Origin of the sequence: Caulobacter segnis ATCC 21756, from assembly GCF_000092285.1 — a bacterium.
GTDB classification, from domain to species: Bacteria; Pseudomonadota; Alphaproteobacteria; order Caulobacterales; family Caulobacteraceae; genus Caulobacter; species Caulobacter segnis.
Genome location: NC_014100.1, coordinates 840,728 through 862,163, shown reverse-complemented (window position 1 = coordinate 862,163; position 21,436 = coordinate 840,728). Strand labels below are relative to the sequence as shown.

20 protein-coding genes and 1 pseudogene are annotated in these 21,436 nt (G+C 68.3%); 14 read left to right on the top strand and 7 right to left on the bottom strand.

Annotated features, from left to right (window positions below; genetic code table 11):
* Window positions 1–49: 49 nt before the first annotated feature.
* Complete coding sequence (locus CSEG_RS04040; RefSeq protein WP_053463723.1) at window positions 50–796, top strand: EAL domain-containing protein; 747 nt, start codon at window positions 50–52, stop codon at window positions 794–796.
* Here CSEG_RS04040 and CSEG_RS04035 read toward each other — a convergent pair.
* Complete coding sequence (locus CSEG_RS04035) at window positions 729–1,691, bottom strand: bifunctional helix-turn-helix transcriptional regulator/GNAT family N-acetyltransferase (protein ID WP_013077982.1); 963 nt, start codon at window positions 1,689–1,691, stop codon at window positions 729–731. The two genes, CSEG_RS04040 and CSEG_RS04035, sit on opposite strands and share 68 nt — an antisense overlap.
* Window positions 1,692–1,753: 62 nt before the next feature.
* A complete protein-coding gene (locus CSEG_RS04030; RefSeq protein WP_013077981.1) occupies window positions 1,754–1,957 on the bottom strand; it encodes a hypothetical protein in 204 nt (67 codons plus the stop codon).
* Between the two features lie 423 nt (window positions 1,958–2,380).
* Here CSEG_RS04030 and CSEG_RS04025 point away from each other — a divergent pair, with 423 nt between their 5' ends.
* From CSEG_RS04025 to CSEG_RS04000, 7 genes and pseudogenes are all read left to right on the top strand, one after another.
* Window positions 2,381–2,755, top strand: coding sequence for a BlaI/MecI/CopY family transcriptional regulator (locus CSEG_RS04025; protein ID WP_013077980.1), 375 nt, complete (start codon window positions 2,381–2,383; stop codon window positions 2,753–2,755).
* Complete coding sequence (locus CSEG_RS04020; RefSeq protein ID WP_013077979.1) at window positions 2,755–4,098, top strand: M56 family metallopeptidase; 1,344 nt, start codon at window positions 2,755–2,757, stop codon at window positions 4,096–4,098. Before CSEG_RS04025 ends, CSEG_RS04020 begins: the two co-directional genes overlap by 1 nt.
* 75 nt (window positions 4,099–4,173) lie before the next feature.
* Window positions 4,174–5,502, top strand: coding sequence for a M56 family metallopeptidase (locus CSEG_RS04015; RefSeq protein WP_013077978.1), 1,329 nt, complete (start codon window positions 4,174–4,176; stop codon window positions 5,500–5,502).
* Window positions 5,499–5,600, top strand: a pseudogene (locus CSEG_RS23150) (hypothetical protein); the annotation flags it as partial. The gene CSEG_RS04015 and the pseudogene CSEG_RS23150, both read left to right, overlap by 4 nt.
* A 169-nt stretch (window positions 5,601–5,769) precedes the next feature.
* On the top strand, window positions 5,770–6,861 hold the full coding sequence (aroC, locus tag CSEG_RS04010) for a chorismate synthase (RefSeq protein ID WP_013077977.1): 1,092 nt from the start codon (window positions 5,770–5,772) through the stop codon (window positions 6,859–6,861).
* 144 nt (window positions 6,862–7,005) lie between these two features.
* Entirely contained in the window at window positions 7,006–7,542 is a 537-nt protein-coding gene (locus CSEG_RS04005) for a response regulator (RefSeq protein WP_013077976.1), read from the top strand.
* 83 nt (window positions 7,543–7,625) lie between these two features.
* Window positions 7,626–7,838: a hypothetical protein gene (locus tag CSEG_RS04000; RefSeq protein ID WP_041538464.1), complete on the top strand. Its 213-nt coding sequence runs from the start codon at window positions 7,626–7,628 to the stop codon at window positions 7,836–7,838.
* 153 nt (window positions 7,839–7,991) lie between these two features.
* On the opposite strand, the gene CSEG_RS03995 is transcribed toward CSEG_RS04000, so the two are convergent.
* The 3 genes from CSEG_RS03995 to queC all read right to left on the bottom strand — a co-directional run bounded on the left by CSEG_RS03995 (window position 7,992) and on the right by queC (window position 9,837).
* Window positions 7,992–8,357: a 6-pyruvoyl trahydropterin synthase family protein gene (locus CSEG_RS03995; protein ID WP_013077974.1), complete on the bottom strand. Its 366-nt coding sequence runs from the start codon at window positions 8,355–8,357 to the stop codon at window positions 7,992–7,994.
* Between the two features lie 72 nt (window positions 8,358–8,429).
* Window positions 8,430–9,062, bottom strand: a complete 633-nt coding sequence (gene queE, locus CSEG_RS03990; RefSeq protein ID WP_013077973.1) for a 7-carboxy-7-deazaguanine synthase — start codon at window positions 9,060–9,062, stop codon at window positions 8,430–8,432.
* Between the two features lie 43 nt (window positions 9,063–9,105).
* Window positions 9,106–9,837, bottom strand: coding sequence for a 7-cyano-7-deazaguanine synthase QueC (gene queC, locus CSEG_RS03985; RefSeq protein WP_013077972.1), 732 nt, complete (start codon window positions 9,835–9,837; stop codon window positions 9,106–9,108).
* A gap of 476 nt (window positions 9,838–10,313) precedes the next feature.
* Here queC and CSEG_RS03980 point away from each other — a divergent pair, with 476 nt between their 5' ends.
* From CSEG_RS03980 to CSEG_RS03970, 3 genes are all read left to right on the top strand, one after another.
* On the top strand, window positions 10,314–13,139 hold the full coding sequence (locus CSEG_RS03980; RefSeq protein ID WP_013077971.1) for a TonB-dependent receptor: 2,826 nt from the start codon (window positions 10,314–10,316) through the stop codon (window positions 13,137–13,139).
* Between the two features lie 167 nt (window positions 13,140–13,306).
* On the top strand, window positions 13,307–14,836 hold the full coding sequence (locus CSEG_RS03975) for an ATP-binding response regulator (protein ID WP_013077970.1): 1,530 nt from the start codon (window positions 13,307–13,309) through the stop codon (window positions 14,834–14,836).
* 775 nt (window positions 14,837–15,611) lie between these two features.
* A complete protein-coding gene (locus tag CSEG_RS03970) occupies window positions 15,612–16,046 on the top strand; it encodes a helix-turn-helix domain-containing protein (protein WP_013077969.1) in 435 nt (144 codons plus the stop codon).
* A 77-nt stretch (window positions 16,047–16,123) separates the two neighbouring features.
* Here CSEG_RS03970 and CSEG_RS03965 read toward each other — a convergent pair whose 3' ends face one another.
* Entirely contained in the window at window positions 16,124–16,456 is a 333-nt protein-coding gene (locus CSEG_RS03965; protein WP_013077968.1) for a PilZ domain-containing protein, read from the bottom strand.
* A gap of 85 nt (window positions 16,457–16,541) precedes the next feature.
* Complete coding sequence (locus CSEG_RS03960) at window positions 16,542–17,747, bottom strand: methionine gamma-lyase (protein WP_013077967.1); 1,206 nt, start codon at window positions 17,745–17,747, stop codon at window positions 16,542–16,544.
* 107 nt (window positions 17,748–17,854) lie between these two features.
* On the opposite strand from CSEG_RS03960, the gene CSEG_RS03955 reads away from it, so the two are divergent.
* The 3 genes from CSEG_RS03955 to CSEG_RS03945 all read left to right on the top strand — a co-directional run bounded on the left by CSEG_RS03955 (window position 17,855) and on the right by CSEG_RS03945 (window position 21,352).
* Entirely contained in the window at window positions 17,855–18,313 is a 459-nt protein-coding gene (locus tag CSEG_RS03955) for an Lrp/AsnC family transcriptional regulator (protein WP_013077966.1), read from the top strand.
* A gap of 74 nt (window positions 18,314–18,387) precedes the next feature.
* Window positions 18,388–19,791, top strand: coding sequence for a sensor histidine kinase (locus tag CSEG_RS03950; RefSeq protein WP_041538463.1), 1,404 nt, complete (start codon window positions 18,388–18,390; stop codon window positions 19,789–19,791).
* 172 nt (window positions 19,792–19,963) lie between these two features.
* Entirely contained in the window at window positions 19,964–21,352 is a 1,389-nt protein-coding gene (locus tag CSEG_RS03945; RefSeq protein ID WP_013077964.1) for a glycoside hydrolase family 47 protein, read from the top strand.
* The last annotated feature ends 84 nt before the right edge of the window (window positions 21,353–21,436 follow it).

The window sequence follows — 21,436 nt, the reverse complement described above, 5'->3', positions numbered from 1 at the left end:
AGGGTGTGGCGGCTGTCGGGACGGCCAGGATTTCGAGACGCCCTTCTCCATGGCGTTCCAGCCCATCGTCGACGTCTCGACGGGCCAGGTCTTCGCCCATGAGGCCCTGGTGCGCGGGGCTGGCGGCGAGGGCGCCGGGTCGGTGCTGTCGACGGTGTCCGAGCACAACCGCTATGTCTTCGACCAGCAGTGCCGGGTGAAGGCGATCGAGCTGGCGACGAGCCTGGGGCTGGCCACGACCGGCGCGCGTCTGTCGATCAACTTCATGCCCAACGCCGTGTACGAGCCGCGCGCCTGCATCCGCCTGACCCTGGCGACGGCGATGCGCACGGGCTTTCCGCTGGACAAGCTGATCTTCGAATTCACCGAGAACGAGCCGCTGGACACCCAGCACGTGCTGGAAATCCTGCGCACCTATCGCGCCATGGGCTTCAAGACGGCGATCGACGACTTCGGCGCCGGCTATGCGGGCCTGAACCTGCTGGCCAAGTACCAGCCCGACATCGTCAAGCTGGACATGGAGCTGATCCGCGACATCGATCGCGACCGGGCCAAGCGCGCCATCGTCTCGCACCTGCTGGCCATGTTGAAGGACCTCGATGTCCTGGCCGTCTGCGAGGGTGTCGAGACCCACGGCGAGCTGGCCGCCCTGCGCGACGTGGGCGTCGACTTGATGCAGGGCTACGTGCTGGCCCGGCCGCTGTTCGAAGGACTGGCCGTCCCCGCCCCTATCGCGTCGGCCGATACGCCATCGCCACGTCGCACCGCTCATAGCGCGCCCCGAAAGTCCGCATGATCTCAGCGTCGTGGACGAAGCCCAGCTTCTCGTAGAGGTGGATGGCCGCGGCGCACTTCCTGTTGGTCAGCAGATAGATCTTGTCCATGCCGAGGCTCGCGGCGCGCTCCAGGGTCTTGGCCAGCAGGAACTCGCCGACCTTCAGGCCCCGGGCGCTCTTCAAGACGCCCATCTTGGTCAGCTCGACCCAGCCGTCCTTGGAGACCATCAGGGCGCAGGTCCCGACCACGCCCAGCGCCGGCGTCTCGGCGAACAGCACCACCCCGCCCTTTTCGAGGATCAGCTCCCGCGGCCGTGACAGCAGAGCGATGTCGTTCTCCTCGAGGGTGAACATGTCCTCGATCCATTCGGCGTTGATGCGGTGGAAGGCCTCGGCCAGGTCGTCGGAGAAATCGCGCGCCCACATGGACGGCGGACCGGCCGCCTCGATGCGCTTCAGCAGCGAGGCCTCGGCGAGGCGCCGCTCGACCTTGGCCAGGCCCTGCATGAAGTCGCCGTCCAGGCCTTCGACCAGCTCCGCCGCCGCCGGCTCGATGCGCGGCAGCAGCTGCGTCTGGACCCGAACCAACAGGGCCTCGCCCGTCTTCGTCAGCGCCAGCCGCCGCGTGCGGCCATCGCCCGGCGCGCGGCGGGCCTCGACGAAGCCGTCGTCCTCCAGGGTCTTCAGCGCGCGGGTGACGGTGGGCTGGGCCAGTTGCAGCCGCTCGGCCAGCTCGCCCACGGCGATCGGGCCATGCAGCCGGATCGTCAGCAGCAGCGACATCTGGGCCGGCTGCACCGGCAGGTTCAGCGACCGCGCGACCTCGGCGGCGTCCGCCTGCATCCGCTCGGCCAGACGCTTGAGCCGGCTGCCCAGGAAACCCACGCCATAGCTCGCCAGAAGATCGGCCTTCACCCGCAACCTCCAATCAATAGCACGCTATATAGCTAGCTATGACATTGCGGGCGAGGCAAGCGCTATTTCACCTTGAACGGCGAGATGACGATACAGCTGATCTGGTCCTTCTTCACGGTGATCGCGGCGGATCGTCCGTTCGACAGGTCGTAGAACCGCTCCATTCCCTCCTGGGCCACGGCGAGATACTCAGGCGCGCTGAACTTGCAAACCTGGTAGCGGAGCTTGGCGCCGCCAACACGATCCACCAGGTGGGTGCAGGTCATCGCCCCGCCAAATCGCCGGTAAAGCACCTCGTCGTAAGGTGTCGCCTGGGGATACCGCGCCTGGGCTCGGAAGATTTTCGGCTCGAGCGCGGGACATGACGGGCCGGCGAGCCGCCGCCAGGCAGCGTCCCTGCGGGCCTCCCCTCCGCGCGGTCCCGGCGCGCCATGACCTGAGCGCCCGCGACCAGCACAACCACCAGGCCGACCGCGAGCCCCACGCGTCGCCAGCGCTGATGCGCCCGAACTTCGACAGGCAGCTTGCCGACCAGAGAGGGTCCAGTAGCCATGAAAAACTCACGTCTATAAATTTATTCTACAGTCGTAAATCAAACAGACTTGGCTGTCATCATCGAACAACGATCACCACGCTTGACGCGCACGCGCTACATTTGTAACGTACTCGCGACATCAAGGAGACGCCGGATGACCGAACCGTCCGACCTGGAGCTGGAAGTGCTGAAAGCCTTCTGGCGCGGCGGCGCGATGAGCGCGCGCGAGGCGCAAGGCCTGATCGAGCCCGAGCTGGGCTGGAGCGCCTCGACCACGCGCACCGTGCTGGAGCGGATGGTGGCCAAGGGCCTGCTGGTTCGCCGCTCGGTCCATGGCCTGGCGGTCTATGAAGCCAAGACGGGCAAGGTCGACGTGATCGGCGGGGTGCTGAACCGCCTGCGCGGCCTGCTCGAGATCGACGGCCGCCTGCCCGCCTCGGCCTTCGCCGGCAGCCAGATCCTGTCCAAGGACGAGATCGAGGAGCTGGAAGCCCTGCTCAACGCCGCCAAGCCAGGGGAGCTTCGCTGATGGACGCGCTTCTCGCCTCCACCGCCCTGGGCCTGGTCGCCGCCTGGCCAGCGTCGGGCCTGGGCTGGCTGCTGGGACGGGCGGCCGAGACCCTGACCGCCGATCCTCAGGCGCGCGCGCGGGCCTGGAGCCAAGCTGTGTGTCTGCCGCCGGCGGCGCTGGCCTTGATGGTGGGCGTGGCGGCCTTGCCCGAAGAAGCCACCGCCCCGGTCTACCAGGCGGCCATGGCCTCCAGCACCTTCGCCAGCGCGGCCTCGACGCTCAGCGCGGTCTCGGGACGGGCGCTGTCCGGCTTCGACGCCGCCGAGACGCTCGGCGCGGCCCTGATCCTGGGCGCCCTGGGCGGCCTGGTCGTCGCGGGCGCCCGCGATGTGATGGGGCGCGTGCGGCTGCGGCGGATCGCCAAGGCCGCCCGCCCGGCGCCGAACGACCTCACCCTGGCCGTCCGCGCCGCCGCGCGCCGCCTCGACACCGGCCGACCGGAGGTCAGGATCAGCGACGACCTCGACCAGCCCTTGCTGGCGGGCCTGTCGACGCCGGTCATCCTGCTGCCCCGCGCCCTGGCCGAGCCCCTGGACATCGACCGCCTCGTGCCCGTCTGCGCCCACGAGCTGGCGCACCTCAAGCGCGGCGACAACTGGCGGATGCTGTTCGAGCACCTGCTGGGCGGCCTGTTCTGGATGGCCCCGCCCTACGCTCTCCTGCGCGCTCGCGCCGCCGCCGCCCGCGAAGAAGTGGCCGACGCCCTGGCGCTGGACGGCGCCGCGCCCGCGGTCCGCAAGACCTACGCCGAGACCCTGATCACCGTGCTGCGCGCCCGCGCCGCGCCCACCCTGCATCCCGCCTTCACCGGCCGGGGACGGAGACTGACCCTCATGCGCCTGCAAGCCATCACCGAGCCCCGCGCGCGGGCCAGCCGCGCCCGTCGCGCCCTCATCGCTCTGATCGGCCTGCTGGCCGCCGGAGCCACCGCCACCGGCTCGATGGCCCTGGCCGAGCAGGCCGACGGCGGCGGCGCGAGCAGCCGCAGCGTGATCACCGACGGAAAGGGCCTGCGCCTCGACATCCGCTCCGACTATGTCCGCGTGACCAACACCGAGGTGGTCGACGGCCGGCTCAGGCCCGAGGACGGGCAGGTCTGGACGTATCACGGCGATGTCCGGGTCAAGGGCCGGCTGAACTCCCCGCAGGTCCGCGTGCTGCTGGACGGACAAGCGCCGCCTCCAGGCTTCGACGCCACCGCCCTCCCCAAGGGCGCGATCCAGTCGCTGCAAGTCACCCACCACCAGCGCGACCAGACCCCTTCGATCGAGCTGAACGTCATCACCAAGCCGGCTTTGTGACGCGGGACCAAGTTTGATGACGGACGAAGACGGCCACGGCCGCTGTCGCGTTCGCCCTGATCCAACGGAGGCTCAATGCCATCCCCTCTGCTCGCCTCAGCCGCTTTGGGTCTGCTCTCCGCCTGGCCTGTCGGCGCGCTAGGGCTCGGCCTAGGCCGGTTGGTCGAGCGGCTCACCGATGATCCTCGCCCGCGCGCCGCCGCCTGGAGCCTGGCCTATGCGCTCCCCGTCGGCGCCCTGGCCGCGACGGTGGCGCTGACCCTGGCGCCTGCCGCCCTCCCAGGCGCCTTGGCGCGCGGCGGAGATCCAGCCCATCGCCTCGCCGCCTCCCTGGACCTCCCCGGCGCGCCGCTGCCCTCGGCTTGGCGTCCGCACCCGTTGCTGGCCGAGGGGGCGGCCTGGTGTCTCGTCGCCCTGTCGGGCGTTGGACTGGCGGCGCGCGTGGCGGTCGGAGCGCGTGGAAGACGCCGCCTGAAGGCGATCCGCGCCAAGGCGTCGCTGGCGGCCGATCCGGCGCTGACAGCGGCCGTGGCCGCCCACGCCGCGCGCCTTGACGTTTCGCCGGCGCCCGTTCTGATCAGCCACGAGATCGGCGAGCCCCTGCTCGCGGGAACCGCGCGCCCAGCGATCCTGCTGCCCAAGGCCCTGACCGAGGCCGGGGATCCGGCCCGCCTAGCCCTGGTTTGCGCCCACGAACTGGCCCACCTGCGCCGAGGCGACAACTGGCGGCTTCCGATCGAGGACGCCCTCGCCGGCCTCTTCTGGCTGGCGCCGCCGGTCAGCGCTCTGCGCGCTCGGATGACGGCCGCTCGCGAGGCTGTCTGCGACCTCGCCGCGCTGGACGGCGCGCCGCCTCAGGCCCGCCGCGACTACGCTCGCCTGCTGGTCGACGCCTTACGCGCCAACGCCCTTCCCGCCGCGCAATCGGCCTTCACCGGCCGCCAACGGAGCCTCGTCGAAATGCGCCTATCCGCCATTCTTCAGCCGCGCCAAGCGGCCTCCCCGACTCGCCTCGCCCTCACCCTGGCGCTGAGCGGCGTCCTGACCACCGCCACGGGCGCTGGCTCGCTCGCGCTAGCCCGGGAAGCGCGGCAATCGCAGCCGCCTCAGGCCCCACCAAGGGCGGAGCCCGCCGCGCCCGCCCGACCGGGCTTCTTCGACGTCATGGCCAACACCCAGGAGACCTCCTCGAACAAGGTCACGTTCAATGGCGCGGTCACCGTGCGCGGCGACCCCGATCCCGCGACCTACACCCTGCGGGTCAACGGGGCCCCAGCCCCTGCGGGCTTCCGGATCGAAACCCTTCCCGACGGCGCGATCCAACGCATGGAGGTCATCCACCGCAAGGCCACGCAGGACGGCAAGACCGCGATCAACATCATCTTGGCCACCCCCACACCCTAAAGCCGCGCAAGGCCGACGGCGCGGTCCTCGCCAAGGACGGATCGGGCTGGACGAACCTGGAGCTCTACCTGGCGGATGCGGCGGAGGTGCGCGGCTAGCTCAGCAAGCCCCCACCTGACCCGTTTCACGGGTCGTCCGCCCCCGGCGGGGGCGGAAGGCGCCCTTCTTCCCCCTCTGGGGGAGGAGGGCCGTAGGCCCGGAGGGGGCAAGTGAGCAAGCTCATCCCCCCTTTTGCTCCCCCGCCCGGTTTCCGCTAGAAGCCGCGCCATGTCGCACAACACCTTCGGTCATCTGTTCCGCGTCACCACCTGGGGCGAGAGCCATGGGCCCGCGCTGGGCTGCGTGGTCGACGGGTGCCCTCCGGGGATCGCGCTGACGGCCGAGATGATCCAGGCGTTCCTGGACAAGCGCCGCCCCGGCAGCGGCAAGTTCGTGACCCAGCGCCAGGAGCCGGACGCGGTGCGCATCCTGTCGGGCGTGTTCGAGGACGAGCGCACGAACGGCCAGCGCACGACGGGCACGCCGATCAGCCTGATGATCGAGAACACCGACCAGCGCTCCAAGGACTATTCCGAGATCGCCCAGGCCTTCCGCCCGGGCCACGCCGACTACGCCTATTTCGCCAAGTACGGCGTGCGCGACTATCGCGGCGGCGGACGCAGCTCGGCGCGCGAGACCGCCGCGCGGGTGGCCGCCGGCGCCGTGGCGCGCCTCGTGATCCCCGGCGTCACCGTCCGCGCGGCCCTCACCCAGATCGGCCCGCACGCCATCAATCGCGACAACTGGGACTGGGACCAGGTCGGAGAGAACCCCTACTGGTCCCCCGACGCGGCCGTCGTGCCGGTCTGGGAAGAGCACCTGGAAAAGATCCGCAAGGCCGGCTCGTCGACCGGCGCCGTGGTCGAGGTCGAGGCGATCGGCGTCCCGGCCGGCTGGGGCGCGCCGCTCTATGGCAAGCTGGACGCCGAGCTGGCCGCCGCCCTGATGTCGATCAACGCCGCCAAGGGCGTCGAGATCGGCGAGGGCTTCGCCAGCGCGGCCCTGACCGGCGAGGACAACGCCGACGCCATGCGCCGGGGTCCCGACGGCCAGCCGATGTTCCTGTCCAACCACGCCGGCGGAATCCTGGGCGGCATCTCGACGGGCCAGCCGGTCGTCGCCCGCGTGGCCTTCAAACCGACATCTTCGATCCTGATACCGCGTCAGACGCTGAACGAGGCGGGCGAGGAAATCGACCTGCGCACCAAGGGTCGCCACGATCCGTGCGTCGGCATCCGGGGCGTCCCCGTGGTCGAGGCCATGACCGCATGCGTGCTCGCCGACGCCTTCCTGCGCCACCGGGCTCAAACCGGAGGTTGAATTTCACGCATAACGTGTGAGTGCGTTTCAACCTAACATGGCTTCAGTGACTGAAATTGCCATTTTCATTGTAATACAAAAGCTTTTTGGTTGACCGGTGTTATTACAAGCCGGTAACACTCGCCCAATAGGGGAGTGGGCCTCGTGCGGTTCGAGCTGCTGAAAGTCCTGCTGGTCGACGACAACCAGCACATGCGGATTCTGCTGATGGAGATCCTTCGGGCCGTCGGCGTTCGCCATGTTTTCGAAGCGACGGACGGCGTCGAGGCGCTGGCGGTGATGCGCCAGACCGCCATCGACGTGGTGATCACCGACCTCTCCATGGGCCCGCTGGACGGCCTGCATTTCGTCCAGCTGCTGCGCAGGGCGCCCGAAAGCCCCAATCCCTACACCCCGGTGATCATGATCACCGGCCATTCGACCGAGCGGCGCGTCAACGAGGCCCGCGACGTCGGGGTCAACGAGTTCCTGGCCAAGCCCGTCACCGCGCGCTCGGTGATCGACCGCCTGACCCAGCTGATCGAGAACCCGCGCCCGTTCGTGCGTAGCGGCAACTATTTCGGTCCCGACCGCCGCCGTCGCGACAGCCCCCGCCACCCCGGCCCCTGGCGGCGCGGGGAGGAGAACCGCTCGACCTATGTGGACGCGCCTTCGGAAACGAAGTTCACGCCGCGGGCCTGACGGCGGGCGCCGCCATCGCGTAGGCGCAATCTTAGGGAATGAAGGCGCATGAAGGGGACACTCAGGTCCTCATGAGCGTCGTCATGCCCACCCCTCGCCAAGCCTTCCTGACCGCCGCGCTTCTCGCGGCCGCCTTCACCCAGACCGGATGCGTCGCCGCCGCCGTGGCCGGCACGGCGATCGGCGTCACCGGCGCCGTGGTGGGCGGCGCGGCCAAGGTCAGCGGCAAGGCCGTCGGCGCCGCGGGGCGAGCGGTGATCCCGGGCGACAGCCGCAAGGATAAGGACGAGCGGTAAAAGCCCCCTCCTCCCCATTAGGGGGAGGTGGATCGATGCGAATACGCATCGAGATGGAGGGGGTCCGCGTAGCGGCGCGCCGAACTGGCCGTAAGCCCCCTCCACCGGCGTTCGCCGGTACCCCTCCCCCATTAGGGGGGAGGAAGAAAATCGTTACAGCGCCAGGACGCAGCGCTCGCCGATGGTCGGGCGCGACAGCTCCACGCGCGACAGGCCCGGGAACTGGACCTTCAGGCGCTCGGCGAAATAGAGGCACAGGCGCTCCAGGGTCGGCGTCTCCAGGCCCGGCTTGTCGTTGAGCAGGCCGTGATCCAGCTCGGCGGCGACGGCCTTCAGGGCGGCGTCCAGGCTGTCGAGGTCGGCGACCCAACCGGCCGGCGCCATCTCGCCCTTCACGCTGGCCTCGACCTTGAACGAGTGGCCATGCAGCTTGCGATAGCGATGGTCCGCCGGACCTTGCTCGATGTAATGGGCCGCGTCGAAATACGCGGCCTTCGTGATCTCGAAGACGGGCTTCATCTGTAGCTTCTTTGACTAGGCCTGGGAGGCTCTAGCGCAACGACCCTGTCACCAAGTCGAGCGCCTTATCCGTCAGGGCAGGCCGAGATATTTGTGCGTTTGGACGCTTAAACGCCATTGTGGGTGGGAAAGGCAATAGGCGACGGCCAATTGCGTGTTCCTGTCGCGGTCCGGACCGTCCATCGGCTGCAGGTAGAACCGCTCGAAATCCAGGTCCGCGAAACGCTCCGGCATGGCCTTTTCCTGCGGGAAGACCAGCTTCAGCTCCTGGCCCGAGGTCTGAACGACCGGGGCGTCGGCCTTGGGGCTGATGCAGATCCAGTCGATCTCGGGCGGCGCCTGAATGGTGCCGTTGCTTTCGACGGCGATCTGGAAACCGCGCGCGTGCAGGGCGGCGATGGCGGCCTCGTCGAGCTGCAGGAAGGGCTCGCCGCCGGTGCAGACCACCAGGCGATCGTCCGGCCCGCCGGTCCACTGGGCCTCGACGGCGGCCGCGAGATCATCGGCCGTGGCGAACTTGCCGCCGTTCTCGCCGTCGGTCCCCACGAAGTCGGTGTCGCAGAAGGTGCAGACGGCCTTGGCGCGGTCCTGCTCGCGACCGCTCCACAGGTTGCAGCCGGAAAAGCGGCAGAACACCGCCGCCTTGCCCGCCTGCCCGCCCTCGCCCTGCAGGGTCAGGAAGATCTCTTTCACCGAATAGGTCATGCCCCCTCCCCCATTGAGGGGGAGGGAAACTGCAGATCGCCGCTCATTGTACGAGCGCCTCGCGCCCCGCCGCGTCCCACTCGGCGTAGCCCTTTTCGCGCAGCTCGCAGGCCGGGCAGACGCCGCATCCGTGGCCCCAGGCGTGCAGCACGCCGCGTTCGCCCTGGTAGCAGGTGTGGCTTTCCTCGACGATCAGCTTAACGAGGTCCTCGCCGCCCAGGGCCTTGGACAGCGCCCAGGTCTCAGCCTTCGTCAGCCACATCAGCGGGGTCTCGACCCGGAAATTGCGGTCCATGCCCAGGTTCAGCGCGCTCTGCATGGCGTCCAGCGTGTCGCGGCGACAGTCCGGATAGCCCGAGAAGTCGGTCTCGCACATGCCGCCGACCAGGGCGTCGACGCCCCGCCGGTCGGCCAGGGCCGCGGCGTAGATCAGGAACACCAGGTTGCGCCCCGGCACGAAGGTCGAGGGCAGGCCGCGCTCGGTCATCTCGATGGCGCGGTCGGCGGTCAGGGCCGACTGGGCGACCGCGCCGAAGCTGCGGATATCCAGGACGTGGTCCTCGCCCAGGCGGTCGGCCCAATGCGGGAAGCGCGCGGCCACTTCGCGGCGCACGGCCTGGCGCGCCTCCATCTCGACGACATGGCGCTGGCCGTAGTCGAAGCCGACGGTCTCGACGCGGCCATAGCGCTCCAGCGCCCAGGCCAGGCAGACGCTGCTGTCCTGACCGCCGGAGAACAGGACCAGGGCGGCGTCGGTTCGCTCTGGCGGGCTCATGCGCGGCGCTCGCTTTTCGGGAAAGGGACCATGCGCCCTCCTCTACACGAGCCAGGGGCTCGCCGGAACCGGCGCCGGCCGCGCGGCCAAGGCGCCGCGCCTCGAGAGCGATACTCAGTTCACGAAGTGAGTCGAATTCTTGGGAGCGCTGTCACGCCTCGACTCATGAATAGCGAGGCCTTATGCCGGATATGAGGCAAGACTTCCGTTACGGAAGCCACAAACCCGATCTTCTAATTTTGGATCGACTTACACGTCCAGCGACAACAAGTGCGCTTTTCAAGTGAAAAGCTATAACCTATCGACGATCACTTACCGCGGCGCCAGTTGACAGTCAGAGAACGCAAGTATGCAATCTTGCAATGCTGCGATGGGTTCGCCGTACGCCCGCGTGGTGAAAAACAGTACGGCGTCGAGGAAACATCGACGCGGCAGGCCCACCCATAAGGCGCCGCTTGCGTCTGGGAGGGAATTCAATGTCGCAAACTCTGCGTACGCGGAGCCTGCTGGTCATGGGCGCTTCGGCGGCCGTGCTTTCGGCTCTCGCCGTCCCCGCTTTCGCTCAACAGACCGCCCAGCAGGGCGGGACGGTCATCGAGGAACTGGTCGTCACCGCCCAGAAGAGAGAAGAGGCGCTCCAGGACGTGCCGATCGCGGTCTCGGCCTTCAGCCAGGACTCGCTGGAAGCGCAGAAGATCGACGGGGGCCCCAACCTGCAGCTGGCGATCCCGAACGTCAGCTTCGCCAAGGGCAACTTCACCAACAGCTTCAACTTCCAGATCCGCGGCGTCGGCTACAAGGCCGTCGGGGCCTCGGCCGACCAGGGCGTCGGCGTGCACATGAACAACGCGCCCATGCAGTCGGGCAATCTGTTCGAGGCCGAGTTCTACGACGTCGAGCGGGTGGAAGTGCTGCGCGGCCCGCAAGGCACCCTCTACGGCCGCAACGCGACCGGCGGCGTGGTCAATGTGATCACCGCCAAGCCCACCGAGATTTTCGAGGCCAACGCCCGCGCCGAGTACGGCAACTACAACGCCATCCGCCTGCGCGGCATGCTGAACGTGCCGATCTTCGGCGAGAAGCTGGCCGTGCGCCTGTCGGGCGCCACGCTGAAGCGCGACGGCTTCGTCACCAACACCTTCAACGGCCACACGGTCGATGACCGGGACCTCTACTCGACCCGCGTCCAGGTGATGTTCAATCCGACCGAGAAGCTGCGCACCAACTTCCTGTGGGAGCGCTTCCACGAGGACGACAGCCGGGCCCGCACCGGCAAGCAGCTCTGCACCAAGGACGACGGCCCCGCCACGGTCGGCGGCGTCCCCACCGGCGCGGCCCGCCGCTACCTGACCCAAGGCTGTCTGTCGGCGTCGATCTACAAGCCGGCCGCCTACGGGACGGTCAACACCTCGGGCACCCTGACGGGCCTGCTGGGCAATATCTTCGGCTTCACCGGCGGCGACGCGAACCAGGGCGACAACACCTCGACCAACCTGCGCGAGATCGAGACGGCGCTGGATCCGCTCTATCGGTCGTCGTCGAACGTCTATCAGTTCACCCTGAACTACGACCTGTCCGACACCCTGACCTTCACGTCGATGACCGCCTACAGCAAGGGCAAGGTCTATACGAAGCAGGACTACAACCGGAACGTCTCGCCGATCGCCTTCAACAACACGCCGTTCACGCCGGGCGGCTTCTTCAACGACCCGCAGGTCGGCAACACCAACAAGTTCACCACCATCGACGTCTCGTCGGCCACGGCCGAGCAGTTCAGCCAGGAACTGCGCCTGCAGTCGGCCTTCGACGGGCCGATCAACTTCAACGTCGGCGGCATCCACTTCACCTATCGGACGCTGACCGACTACTACGTGATCGGCAATTCGCTGACCCTGTCGTCGCTGGCGCTGAACTTCTCCAACACCGGCAATCCCAACTGCAACCCGGCGACCACCGCCCGCTGCATCGGGATCGACACCTCGGCCGATCCGACCGGCGACGGCCACAACTACTATCTGAACCGCACGCCCTACACCCTGGTGTCCGACGCCCTGTTCGGCGAGGTCTACTACCAGATCAACGAGGACCTGAAGTTCACCCTGGGCCTGCGTCAGACCCGCGACAAGAAGGCGGTCAAGAACTACTCGACCGTGCTGCTGGCGGCCGGCTACGGCCTGACGCTGAACCCGACCAACCCGGATCAGCGCGCCCGCTTCACCGAGACGACCGGCCGCGTCGGCTTCGACTACAAGGCCGACCTGGGCTTCACCGACGACACCCTGCTCTACGCCTTCTATTCCAAGGGCTATAAGGGCGGCGGCATCAATCCCGGCGTGCCCGCCAACTCGGTCGGCATCCGCCAGACCTTCGATCCCGAGTTCGTCAACGCCTTCGAGCTGGGGACCAAGAACACCCTGATGGGCGGCAGCCTGCTCTTCAACGCCACCGGCTTCGCCTACGACTACAAGGGCTACCAGATCTCGAAGATCGTGAACCGGACCTCGGTGAACGAGAACGTCGACGCCAAGATCTACGGCCTGGAGCTGGAAACGATCTGGTCGCCGGTGCGCAACCTGAAGCTCAACGCCAATGTCGGCTATCTGCACACCAAGATCGGCTCGGGCGTCACCTCGATCGACACGATGAACCGGACCCAGTCCAACCCGGCCTATACGGTCGTGAAGGTGGGGCCGAACTCGTCGGCGGTCGGCGCCAACTGCGTGCTGGCCACCGCCGGCGTCGCGACGATCCTGGGCGCCGGCGCCGGGGCGACCCTGCCCTGGGCCTGCTCGGGCGCGGCGGCCTATCAGGCGTTCCTGTCCACCCCGGCCGCGGCCGGCGGCGCGGGCTTGCCGGCTCCGACCGCCGCCTTCCTGGCCAACGCCACAGGCCTCTACACCTATGGCGCGGGCTATTCGATCGAGGGCGTCGCGGCGGACCTGTCGGGCAACGAGCTGCCCAACTCGCCGCATTGGACCACCTCGATCGGCGCCCAGTACACCTTCGAACTGTCGGACGGCTGGTCGGCGACGCTGCGCGGCGACTACTACCGCCAGAGCAAGCAGTTCGCCCGGGCCTACAACACCGAGTACGACCGCCTGAAGGCCTGGGACAACGGCAACCTGACCCTGAAGGTCGAAAAGCCCGAATGGGGCCTGTCGATCGACGCCTATGTGAAGAACATCGGCAACAAGCTGCCCATCGTCGACGCCTACACCACCGACGACAGCTCGGGCCTGTTCACCAACGTGATCACCGGCGAGCCGCGCCTGTACGGCGTCGCGATCACCAAGTCCTGGTAGCCAAAGCGTAACCCCGGAACTGACGAGGCGGCGCTCCTGGAGCGTCGCCTTCTTTTTCGCCGCTCCGCCCTTAAGGTGTCCGCGACACCAAGCCAGCGGCGGACTTAACGACTCTGCAAGGCCGCGAAGGGCAAGTTGCCCGCCTGTAGGTCCTGGCGAAGTCTCGAATGGAAACGCTTTCACGTCTGATCGAGAAGCGCGCGCCCATCGCGCCCGAAGCGCCCTGCGCCGAGGTCGCCGCGATGTTCGACGCCGATCCGACGGCCTCCGCCATCGCCGTGGTCCGGGATGAGCGCCCGATCGGCGCGGTCTATCGCGACGTCCTGCAGGGCATGATGCGGGTGGCCGGCGACAGCCTGGGCGACAAGCCGATCGGCGACGTGATGGACACCACCCCGCGCCTCGTCCTGGCCGACAGCGACGCCAACGCCTTCGTCATCTCGCTGCGAGACAGCGCCCAGCCCGTATACCGCACCGGCTATGTCGCGATCGACGCCGCCGGCCACTATGTCGGCGTCGGCGGCCTGACCTCGCTGCTTATCGTCCATCAGCGCCGCCTGAACGAGGCGCGCGACGCCCGGGCCCTGATCGAGCGCATGGCCATGGACATCGGCGACCACCTCGACGGGGTGCTGGCCATCACCGCGCGGCTGGAGCAGCAGCGCCTGACCCCGGACGCCGCGGCCTTCGTCCGCGCGATCGGCGACACCAGCCGCGACATGAACGAGACGGTCGGTCGCGCGATCGACCTGCACCGCTCGTCCCAGGGCCATCTCGTCTTCAAGCCCTCGCCCCTACGCCTGCGCGACCTGGCCGACGCGGTCGAGAGCCGTTGGGCCAGCCGAGCCCAGGACACCGGCTCGACCCTGCTGGTCTCCTACGACGGCGATCCCGAATGCGGCGTCGAGGCCGACGGCGAGCGCCTGATGCAGGTGTTCGACATTCTGGTCGAGAACGCCCTGGCCGCCGGCCGCGGCATGATCGAGATCCGCCTGACCGCGCGGCCCGAAGGCGACCTCGTGCGCCTGGACGGTCAGGTGCGCGACAACACCGCCGGCCACGACGCCGAGGAGCGCCTGGCGCGGCTCTCCGGCCCGATGGGCCAGACCAACCTGCAGGACCGCGGCGAGATCGCCCTCAGCCTGGGCCTGGCCCTGGCCCGGCGCATCATGCGGGCCATGGGCGCGCCGCTGCACGCCGAGGCCAATCGCGGCGCCGGCGTCACCGTCGGCTTCTCGCTGATCGCCCGGCCGGCCACGACGCTCGAGGCGCACGGCAGCGAGCCGACCGTCTCCGCGCGCGCCGCCCACATCCTGATCGTCGACGACAACGCCACCAACCGCATGGTCGCCGAGGCGCTGTGCGACATGTTCGACTGCACCTCCGAACAGGCCGTCGACGGGATGGAAGCCGTCGAGATGGCGCGCGGCGGCCGCTTCGACCTGATCCTGATGGACATCAAGATGCCGCGCATGGACGGCGTGGCCGCCACCCGCGCGATCCGCGAGATGGGCGGTCGGGTCGGCCAGACCCCGGTCGTCGCCCTGACCGCCAACGCCGACCCTCTCGACGTCCAGACCTATCTGGCGGCCGGCATGCAGGACGTCGTCGAAAAGCCGATCAAGCCCGAACGCCTCGCGGTGGTGCTCAGCGCCCTGCTGGGTGGCGAGGACGAGGCCGAAACCGAGGCGGCCTAGCGCGCCGCGACGGACAGGCTTGATCAGCGCGCTGGCGCGTTGATCGGCTGCCCCCTGGGCCGCCCACCTGCTCCACCGCCCCTTCCGTCGGCCCGCGCTCGAACCAGCATCAAGCTTAGCGTTGCGCCTGGACACTTTGTCCAGGACACCAAAACGCACAGACTTGATAGAACTCCTGTACTTACAAAACGATGAGCATTCTTCCGATGCCATCCGGGAGCAGAATTGTGAATTGGGTAGATTGGTTTCCTTTTATTTTCTTTCCTTTTAAGATCATAGTTCTGGGAGTTGGCATGTTCTTCTCCATCAAATGGCACCACGACCAGGCCAAGAAGGAAAAGGAAGATAAAGACCAATTGACGTGACGGGGCGTGGGTGACCTCCACGACGCGGTCGTGAGATCGACGCTGGCCATCGGTCGACGCCGATCAATGTGTTCGGCTTTGATGCGGCCATGGCGGCCACGCCCTTCCTGATCGCCTCCACCTCGGCATCTCCACCCCGCCGGCGCGGGGCGATATCGGGTGATTCCAAGCCGCTCCGAACGGCTCCGGACCAGGCTTTCGCCGCGAAAATTCGGACTGGTCGAATGCTCCCGGCGCGGCGCCGACGCCGGATGATCAAGAGCGAAAAACCCAGCCCCGCCTGCGATTCTGCGGATGTTTCGCAAAAAGCTTCGCCATCGCGACCTAACGCCGCGCCTGGCCACGCTCGCTTCCACCGACGTCACGGTCGTGTCATTTTCCCCCGACAACCGTTGGAGGCGGATTTACAAATGAGCGAAGACACCGAAGGCCGACGCCCCAACCCCGTCGACCTGCATGTGGGCGGCCGGGTGCGGATGCGCCGTAAGCTGATGGGCGTGAGCCAAGAACAGCTTGCGGACTCCCTGGGGCTGACCTTCCAGCAGGTCCAGAAATATGAGCGCGGCGCCAATCGCGTCAGCGCCAGCAAGCTGTACGACATCGCCAAGACCCTTCAGGTCCCGGTGTCGTTCTTCTTCGAAGGCCTGGCCGATCCGATGAGCGGCGCCGAGATCGACGCTACCGCCCAGCACGCCGAAAAGGTCGTGCAGGAATTCCTGACCACGCCGGAAGGCCTGGAACTGGCCGAGGTGTTCCCGCGCATCGGTCGCGGCCGCGTGCGCCGCCAGGTGCTCGACCTGGTCCGCGCCATGGCCGACGAAGCCCAGCGGCCCGAAGTCGCTTAAAGCGGCGACAGGATCCACCGCGATTTGACGAGACCTCGGCCTGCTCAACCGAGGTCTTTGTCATATCTGGAGGTCTGTCAGGGGGCCGGCGGGGCGGCGCGGAAGGCCTGCCAGATCCGCTTGGCCGCGCCCACCGCCGCCGGAGAAAGACCACGCAGGTCGTAGGTCCGCACGATCCGCATCCCCACCTCGCGCTCCTTCTGCCAGGCGACCATCACGTCGTGGGCCTGGCCGGCGACCAGATCGACCAGTTGCGCCTGGGTCGGCGGGGCGGCGCTGGCCAGCATCTGGACCTTGGCGCCCTGGCTCGAGAGATCGCGGATCACGCAGTCCCAGGCGAAGGCCCCGCACAGGATCTTGCCCGAGCGGTTCGTCGGCAGCCGCGCGCCGCTTCGCCGGTCAGGGTCCATGCCAGGTTTCGCCATGACGTCGATAAAGGCACGACGCGGTTAATCGGCTGTTCAAAATGAAGGTTTCTAGAGCGATGTCGCGCCCTTAAGCGGACGCCGCCACGCGCTCCGGCTCCAGCGCCGTCTCCAGGTCGCCCAGGATGTCGGCCACGTCCTCCAGACCGACCGACAGCCGCACCAGCCCCTCGCCGATTCCCGCCTCGGCGCGCTCCTGCGGCGTGTAGGTCGAGTGGGTCATGCTGGCCGGGTGCTGGATCAGGGTCTCGGCGTCGCCCAACGAGACGGCGCGGCGGATCAGGGTCAGCCGGTTCATCATCGCCACCCCGGCCGCGTGGCCGCCCTTCAGCTCGAACGCCATCATGCCGCCGCCGTGCGCCATCTGCCGCGCGGCCAGGGCGTGCTGCGGGAAGCTCGCGAGGCCTGGATAGAAGACACCCGTCACCGCCGGATGGGTCTCCAGCCAGCGCGCGACCGCCAAGGCGCTCTCGCCGTGGCGCGCCATGCGCAGGGACAGGGTCTTCAGGCCGCGCATCACCAGGAAGGCGGTGAACGGCGACATCACCGCGCCGGTCATGTCCTTGACCCCCACCATGCGCACGCGGCGCATGTCCTCGACGCCGCCGATGGCGATCCCGCCGACCAGATCGCCATGGCCGCCCAGGTACTTGGTCGCCGAGTGGACGACGATGTCGGCGCCGAGGGCGAGCGGCCGGGTCAGGACTGGCGTGGCGTAGGTGTTGTCGACCACCACCTTGGCGCCGGCCGCCCGGGCGATCCGGCTGATCGCGGCGATGTCGACGAGGCGCATGTTCGGATTGGCGGGCGTCTCGAAATAGACGATCCGGGTCTTGTCCGAGATCGCCGCCGCCAGGGCGCGCGGATCGGTCATGTCCACCTGGCGCACGGTGACGCCAAAGCGCGTCAGGCCGTCGCGCATGAAGGCGAAGGTGCAGCCGTAGAGGGTCTGGTCGGTGATCACCTCGTCCCCGGCCTGCAGGAAGCTCCACAGCACCGCGGTGATCGCCCCCATGCCCGAGGCCGTCGCCACCGCCGCCTCGCCGCCTTCCAGGCTGGCCAGGCGACGCTCCAACAGGTCGGTCGTCGGGTTGGAGATGCGCGAATAGAAGTGTCCCTCCCGCGTCCCGGCGAACATCTCGCCGCCGGCCTCGGCGCTGTCGAAGGCGAAGGTCGAGGTCAGGTGGACGGGCGGGGTCAGCGCCCCATGCTCGTTGGCGGGGTCGTAGCCCGCGTGGATGGCCCGGGTGGAAAAGCCGCCTTGATCGCCGCGCATGGATCGCTCCCTTTTGGAGCTACTGTGATCCTCGAAGCGCCGCGACAGATTGCGAAGTCTGCCACGATGGGCTTCTATTTTAGCAGATTCTGCTCAAGAGGCCGCCCATGGACGCCAAGGATCGCCAGATCATCCGCGAGTTGCAGAAGGACGGCCGCCTGACCAACCAGGAGCTGGCCGAGCGGGTGAACCTGTCGCCCTCGCCCTGCCTGCGCCGGGTGCGCAACCTCGAGGCCGAGGGCGTGATCAAGGGCTACACCGCCCTCGTCGACCAGAAGGCCTACGGCCTGCCGATCACCGTCTTCGTCCGGGTGCGGCTGGACCGCCACGGCCAGGACCTGATCCAGGGATTCGAGGCGGCGGTGGCCCGGATCGACCAGATCCTGGACTGCTTCCTGCTGGCCGGCGGGGACGACTACCTGCTGCGCGTCATCGTCGACAGCCTGGAGGCCTACGAGGACTTCATGCGGCGCAAGCTGCACGCCATTCCGGGCATCGCCTCGATCGACACCAGCTTCGCCTACGGCGTCGTGAAACAGACTCGCGTGTTTCCGGTAACGGGATGACGCGAACCGCGTTATCGGTAAGCCTCACGGGAAAGTCAGTCGTAGGGAGCCCCGACGCCGATACGATGACCGGAATGATCGACGAAGCCCCGCCTCTGTCCGCGTCTCCCAGCGTGACCACCGCGCTGAAGCACGCGCCGCTGGGGATCGCCATCTTCGACAGCCAGATGCGCTACCTGGCCGCCTCGCGTCAGTATCTGACCGACCAGCGCCTGCCCGCCGACATGCCGCTGATCGGTCGCCGCCACTACGACGCCTTTCCCGAAGTCCCCCAGAAGTGGCGCGACCTGCATGCGCGGGTCCTGGCCGAGGGCGTCGAGCTGCATCACGAAGGCGACCCTTACGTCGACCGCGACGGCCGCACCGAGTGGATCCGCTGGTCGATGGCCCCCTGGCGCACCGACACGGGCGAGATCGGCGGGCTCGTCCTCTACACCGAGGTCGTCACCGCCAACATCCAGGCGCGGCTGAAGCTGGAGGCCGCCGAGGCCCGCTATCGCGCGGTGTTCGACCAGGCGGCGATGGGCGTTGCGCGCCTCACGCCCACCGGCGCCGTGCTGGAAGCCAATGACGCCTTCTGCGCCCTGCTGCGCCGGGACCGCGATGTGCTGGTCGGCGCGACGCTGCAGAACCTGATGCACCCCGACTCGGTCGAGGCCACCCTGGAAAGCGCGGCCAAGCTGCTGTCGGGCGAGGCCGAGACCTGCTCGGCCGAGCGGCGCGTGCTGGTCCCCGGCGGCGACCTGTGGATCCATCTGACCGCCTCGATGGTCAAGGTCGACGGCCAGCCCGCCTACATCCTGGCGATCATCTCCGACATCAGCGCCCGCAAACAGGCCGACGACGCCCAAGGCCGCTACCAGGCCCAGCTGCGCCTCCTGATCAACGAGCTGAACCACCGGGTGAAGAACACCCTGGCCACGGTCCAGTCGATGGCCTCGCAAACCCTGCGCAACGAGCCCGACCCGATGGTCGCCTTCGAGAAGTTCGAGGCCCGCCTGCTGGGCCTGTCGCGGGTGCACGACATCCTGACTCGCGAGAGCTGGCACGGGGCCGAACTGCGCGAGGTGGCCGAGCGCGCCCTGCAGCCGTTCGACGAGGCCGGCGCGCGGGTCAGCATCGAGGGTCCTCCCGTCTGGATGCAACCCGGCGGCGCCCTGACCATGGCGCTGACCTTTCACGAGCTGGCGACCAACGCGCTGAAATACGGCGCCCTTTCCAGCGCGACGGGCCGGGTGCGGCTGGGCTGGACCTACGATCCCGACACCCGCGCGCTAGACGTCACCTGGCGCGAGGCCGGCGGTCCGCCGGTGTCGCCGCCGACGCGCAAGGGCTTCGGCTCGCGCCTGATCGAGCGCAGCCTGCGCGGCGAGCTGAAGGGCGAAGCGGCGATGGACTATCGCCGCGAAGGCCTGGAGTGCCGCCTGGTCGCCCGCCTGCCCGAAGCCCACGAGGGCGGCATGATGGGCCAGGGTTGAGGCGCCGGCTCAACGTCATTTGACATGCCGCATGGCGGTCCGTCGTCCGTGGTGGCGTCATTCCCCACAAGAGCTAGTCGGCGTCCCCACCCGTCGACCTCTTTACCGGCCGGGGTGTCGTGACCCCGGCCGGCCGCTTTCCGCTGTCGACGTCGCCCGATAAGCTCGGCGCATGACCCTCGCCCGACTCACGCGCCGCTCCGCTCTCGCCTCGCTGGGCGCGGCGGGCCTTTACGCCCCCGCCCTCGCCGCCGCGCCTGCCGAGGACTGGAAGGCCCTGGCCGCCGACGTGCGGTCCGAGTTCCAGTGGGCCTGGCGCGGCTATGTCGCCAAGGCTTGGGGCAAGGACGAGATCAATCCGGTCAGCGGGACCTCGCGCTCGTTCTTCATCGAAGGGCACGACCTGGGCCTGTCGCTGGTCGAGGCGCTGGACACCCTGTGGATCATGGGCCTGGACGCCGAGTTCCAGGCGGGCGTCGACTGGGTGAAGACCTCGCTCGACTTCGACGTCGACGGCGAGGCGCAGGTCTTCGAGACCAACATCCGGCTGGTCGGCGGCCTGATCGCGGCGCACCTGGCCTGCGGCGACCCCGTGCTGCTGGCCAAGGCCAAGGACTTGGCTGACCGCCTGCTGAAGGCGTTCGAGGCCTCGCCGCACGGCCTGCCCTGGCGCTATGTGAACCTGAAGACCGGCGCCGTCCGCGACCCCGAGACGAACCTGGCCGAGATCGGCACCTACATCACCGAGTTCGGGGTGCTGAGCCAGCTGACCGGCGAGCCGCGCTATTTCGACATCGCCAAGCGCGCCATGAAGCACGCCCTGGATCGGCGCTCGAAGATCGGCCTGATGGCCGCCAATATCGACGCCCGCACCGGCGCCTACACCAGCCGTTCGGCCAGCATCGACGTCTATGCCGACAGCTTCTACGAGTACCTGTGGGACGCCTGGGAGCTGTTCGGCGACCAGGACTGCAAGCGCTGGGCGCAGGAATGCACCGCCGCCCAGCTGGCCCACCAGGCCAAGCGCTACGACGGCCGCCTGTGGTTCCCGATGGTCGACTACGAGACCGGCGCGGTGGTGAACACCGCCCAGAGCGAACTGGCCGCCTACTACGCCGGCCTGCTGGGACAGGTCGGCCACAAGAAAGAAGGCGACGACTACCTGGCCTCCTTCACCGAGATGCAGGCGACGTTCGGCGTGATCCCGGAGTCGATCGACGTCGCCACCCGCCAGCCGCGCCGCAAGCACACCGGCCTGCGCCCGGAATACCCCGACGCCTGCCTGAACCTCTGGCTGATCGATCGCGACGAGCGCTATCGCCAGCTGGCGGCGATCCACTATCGGCAGATGAAGGCCACCAGCCGCGCGGCCTTCGGCTACACGGCGCTGAAGGACATCACGACCAAGCCGATGACCCAGGGCGACAACTGCCCCGGCTACTGGTGGTCCGAGCAGATGAAGTACTACTACCTGCTGTTCTCGGACACGCCGCGCATCGACTACGCCAAGCTCCAGCTCAGCACCGAGGCCAACGTCCTGCGCGGATTCCGCAAGCCCTGAAGCGCCCCGGCGCTGAACAAAGCTTAATTGGACAACACATCCCGCGAGGCCCACATGAGGGCCGGCCGCGCCGGCGCCGTCACA